2 protein-coding genes are annotated in these 4,949 nt (G+C 45.2%); both read left to right on the top strand.

All coding sequences use genetic code 11. The features are described from left to right. Positions 1 to 893, top strand: an 893-nt coding sequence (locus ABKW31_RS22580; RefSeq protein WP_348618975.1) for a VCBS repeat-containing protein, incomplete at its 5' end; no start/stop codon positions are given. Positions 894 to 1,251: 358 nt separating this feature from the next. Further along, a partial coding sequence (locus tag ABKW31_RS22575; protein WP_348618974.1) for an FG-GAP-like repeat-containing protein occupies positions 1,252 to 4,949 on the top strand: 3,698 nt, incomplete at its 3' end.

Here is a 4,949-nt window from a genome sequence, read left to right as displayed (position 1 = left end):
ACGACGTCGACGGCGATGGTAAATCAGATTTGCTGTGGCGCAGTAGCGCCAGAGGCTGGAACTTCTTGTGGGCGATGGATGGTGTGCAGACCAAAGAAGCCAAACCTATCAATGTGGTGCAAGATGATGGTTGGTTGATGGCCGGTCAGGGGGATTATGACGGCGACGGCAAATCGGATATCTTGTGGCGTAATACCATCACAGGTTTAAATTTCATCTACTTAATGGATGGTCTAAACATTAAGGCGCGTCAAGTTCTGAACTATGTTGATGCCCCGCAGTGGGAGCTTGCTGGCAGCGGCGACTTTAATGGTGATGGTAAAGGCGATGTGTTGTGGCAGGATGTTGTGAGGGGGCGTACCCAATTCTACATGATGAATGGCCTACGCATTGGCACTAACCAATCGTCAGTGACGGTCACCGACTTGAATGAAAAAATCGTTGCGATAGGCGATGTAAACGGTGATGGCACCGATGATGTCATCTGGCGTAATCAGCGTACAGGTGGGAACAGTATCTGGATAATGGAAAATGGCCAGATAGCCGACATGTATGCTTTAAACCGGGTTAGTACAGATTGGACTATTGCAGGAGCAGGTGACTTAGATGGAGATGGTACAGATGACATCATCTTAAGAAATCAAGTAGACGGTCGTAACTGGGCATTTATGATGGAGAACGGTCAAATTAAAACCAGTCAGTTGATTAACACGGTAGGCAGTGTAGATTGGCAAATTGCTAACATGGGAGATTATGACGGTGACGGTAAAATCGACATACTATGGCGTAATGAAAGTGCCGCGCGCAATATCATCCATCTGATGGATGGCTTAACGATTAAAGATAAAGGGGTATTAAGACCGACAGACAATACGTGGCAGTTGGCTAATTAAGGCTAATAAGCGGTAAAGCAAACAGAAAAGGTCATCTCAGTCACATGAGTTGGCCTTTTTTATTTTAGTTAAGGTGTCATTATCAATAGCGGTTTTAAGTAAGGGCAGTCAACAGATGGGGCACTTTAATGTCCCGATTACCCTATTGTTTATTTGCTTATAATCACTTACAGTTAACAAAAAATTTACCATGTGAAAAACCATAAGTTGCCAATTAATCTGTTTGCAACTTAATCAATATCATTAAAAGATGTATCAGGATGATAATTGAGCCGCTAGGGAATAAGCGCAACGCCACCTTCCCGCTGCAGTTCTCAAAAGTTGTTTCCTTGTTATGTTGTATAAAGGAATGCCAATTATGTTCACGTTTTTGTCTAAGCTTCGTTTGAAGTCTTGTTTCGTGTTTTTTGTTTTGTTGTCGGCAACCTTTGCGGCCAATGCATCGCTGGAAGGACAGTGGCTGAATGTAGCTGCTGGTCCAAGTCATTCTTTGGCAATTAAGCCGGATGGCACTCTATGGGGATGGGGGGACAATCGCTGGGGGCAATTAGGCGATGGCACTACCATAGATCGTACTATACCAGTGCAAATAGGCAACGACACAGATTGGCAAAGCATTTCGGCTAGCTATCACTCTTTAGCCATAAAATCGGATGGCACCCTCTGGGCTTGGGGGAATAACTCACTTGGGCAATTGGGTGATAGCACAGAGGCAGATAGACATACACCAACACAAATAGGCGATGAATCTAACTGGCAAAGTATTAGTGCTGGGAGTGATCATTCATTAGCCATTAAGACCGACGGTACCATATGGGCTTGGGGATATAACTACTATTTCCAATTGGGTGATGGCACTAGGACGACGAGGATAGCGCCAATGCAAATTGGCAGCGAAACAAACTGGCAAAGTATTAGTGCTGGGAGTAGTCATTCTTTGGCCATAAAATTGGATGGTACTCTCTGGGTTTGGGGCTATAAACACGGAGAAGGAGGTTATATTTATAGCCCTAGACTGATAGTAGGTGGTAATAACTACAATAACTGGCAGAGTATTAGTGCTGGGCAGTTTTACTCCTTAGCGATAACATCGGATGGTACCCTCTGGGCATGGGGATCTAACTATGGACAGTTGGGCGACGGGACTACAACAGATCAAATTACACTGGTACAAATAGGCGATGAATCTAACTGGCAAAGTATTAGTGCTGGGAGAGATCATTCATTAGCCATTAAAACAGATGGCACGTTGTGGGCCTGGGGAAGTAACCAATACGGGCAACTAGGCGATGGCACTATAGAGACGAAGCTTGCGCCTGTGCAAATTGGCAGCGAAAAAAACTGGCAGAGTGTTACAGCATCAGGGAGGATTACATTAGCTATTAAATCAGACGCTAGCCTCTGGGCTTGGGGGGAAGGGCACTTAGGATTTGGTTGGACGAGTAAAGTTACCTACCCCGTTCAAGATACTCCCTATTTGGGAATTAACTGGCGCCAAACGTCTTCGAATGCAGCTCATTCTTTAGCAATCACGTCTGACGGTGCGCTTTGGGCTTGGGGAAGTAACTATTCGGGACAATTAGGCGATGGTACCATAATCAATAGGAACAAACTGGCGCTTATTGGGAGTGACAAAGACTGGAAACATATTGCGACGGGCAGCGCGCATTCTATTGCCATCAAAACAGACGGTACTCTTTGGGCGTGGGGAAATAATAGTTATGGGCAATTGGGAGATGGCACCACAACCCAAAGAAATGTGCCAATACAAATAGGTGCCGACATTGATTGGCAGAGCATTACTGTTGGAGGTGATAATGGTAATAGTCATTCATTAGGCATAAAAGCCAACGGTACTCTTTGGGCCTGGGGTAGTAACAGTACGGCAGAGTTGGGCGACAGTACTACAACAAGCAGACTTGAACCAACGCAAATAGGCACAGACACCGACTGGAAAACAGTCTCAGCCAAAAAAGGTGACCGATTTGGTTATTCTTTTTCTGTGGCTATTAAAACCAACGGTACCCTATGGGCATGGGGTACGAACACAGGGGGGCAACTGGGGGATGGCACCACAACACAACGAAATTCCCCGATACAAATTGGTATAGAAACTAATTGGCTAAGTGTTAATGCTGGTGGAGGGCATTCTTTAGCCACCAAAACCGACGGTACATTATGGGCGTGGGGTTATAACCAGAGTGGACAATTGGGCGATGGCACTACAACAAATAGGTTTGAACCAACGCAAATAGGCATAAAAACTAATTGGCAAACCCTAAGCGCTGGCAACCATAATTCTTCTGCTATTAATTCTGATGGTATCCTTTTCACATGGGGGCTAAACTCTTATGGGCAATTGGGGGATGGTACGTCAATAGGAAAAAATACTCCGGTAAAAATTGAATCTGACATGAGTTGGCTAAAGGTTGGTTTTAATGGATTTAGAGTGGTTGCAATCAAGTCTGACGGCTCCCTCTGGGTTTGGGGATATAATAGCAATGGACTATTGGGTACTGGCACTAGCATACAACAAAATTTCCCAGTGCAATTAGCGTTAATTGATAGTGACGGTGATGGGTTTCCTGATTCATCGGACTCATTGCCTTATGATGCAAATGAGCAGCGAGATACTGACAATGATGGAATTGGCAATAATGCAGATACAGATGACGATAACGATGGCATTCCGGACGAATATGAAATCGCTAATGGTTTAAATCCGTTGTTGGCAACTGATGCTTTGTTAGATCATGATGGTGATGGTATCGTTGCATTAGATGAGTATTTATTTGGTAGTGATGACAACGATGTGAATGATGTTCCAGCCAATATTAATTTTGCTTTTTATTCGTTTGAGGCGTCCAACTGCGAAACCGAATTAAGCGCTGATATCGCATGGAAAAATACCGACAGCACGGCATATCATGGTAATCAAAGTTGCCATGTTGCGGGCCTTGAAGATAGTGGTACAGCAAGGTTGGCGTATCAGAATATCTTTAATGCTGGCTATTTTAGTTTCGCGCTTAAAATATCCACAGAAGAACAATATGATGAATTAACTCTTAATGTCGATGGGGTCAAAATTGCCAGTTTTAGTGGCGAGCAAAGTTGGGTTATTTATCGTTACCCCATTGCCGACGGTCAGCACAGTATCAGTTGGACCTACACAAAAGATTCAGGAGTTTTAGCGGGTGACGATTCGGTTTGGATTGATAGCATTGTTTTACCTGTCAATACAGATATTGATGCTGATGGCATCAATAATGATATCGACATAGATGATGACGGTGATGGTTATTCAGATGTTGATGAACTCGCCGCGGGCACCAACCCTTTAAGTAACAGCAGTTTACCGCTTGATACCGACGGCGATTTCATCTCAAACGCGACCGATTTAGATGACGATAACGACGGTATCCTTGATGTAAATGATACTTATCCATTGGTTGCTATTGGCGACTTACTCGATACCGATAACGACGGCGCACCAAACACATGTGACGAAAGTTGCTTAGCGTTGGGCATGGCGGCTGACACCGACGATGACAATGACGGTGTCTTAGATGTCGATGATGCATTCCCTCTTGACCCCACTAGAACGTTCAGGGTCAGGAACGACGTCGACGGCGATGGTAAATCAGATTTGCTATGGCGCAGTAGCGCCAGAGGTTGGAACTTCCTGTGGGCGATGAATGGTGTGCAGACCAAAGAAGCCAAACCCATTAATGTGGTGCAAGACGATGGCTGGTTGATGGCGGGTCAAGGCGATTATGACGGCGACGGTAAATCGGATATCTTGTGGCGCAACAACATCACGGGTTTAAATTTCATCTACTTAATGGATGGTCTAAACATTAAGGCGCGTCAAGTCCTGAACTATGTTGATGCCCCCCAGTGGGAGCTTGCCGGCAGCGGCGACTTTAATGGCGACGGCAAAGGTGATGTGCTGTGGCACGATATCGTGAGGGGGCGTACTCAATTCTACATGATGAATGGCCTGCGCATTGGCACCAACCAGCCGTCAGTGACGGTCACCGACTTGAATGAAAAAAT

Origin of the sequence: Paraglaciecola sp. 25GB23A, from assembly GCF_040012495.1 — a bacterium.
GTDB lineage: Bacteria > Pseudomonadota > Gammaproteobacteria > Enterobacterales > Alteromonadaceae > Paraglaciecola.
Note: the sequence above shows the minus strand (reverse complement) of the source record. Positions and strands in the feature narration are given on the sequence as shown.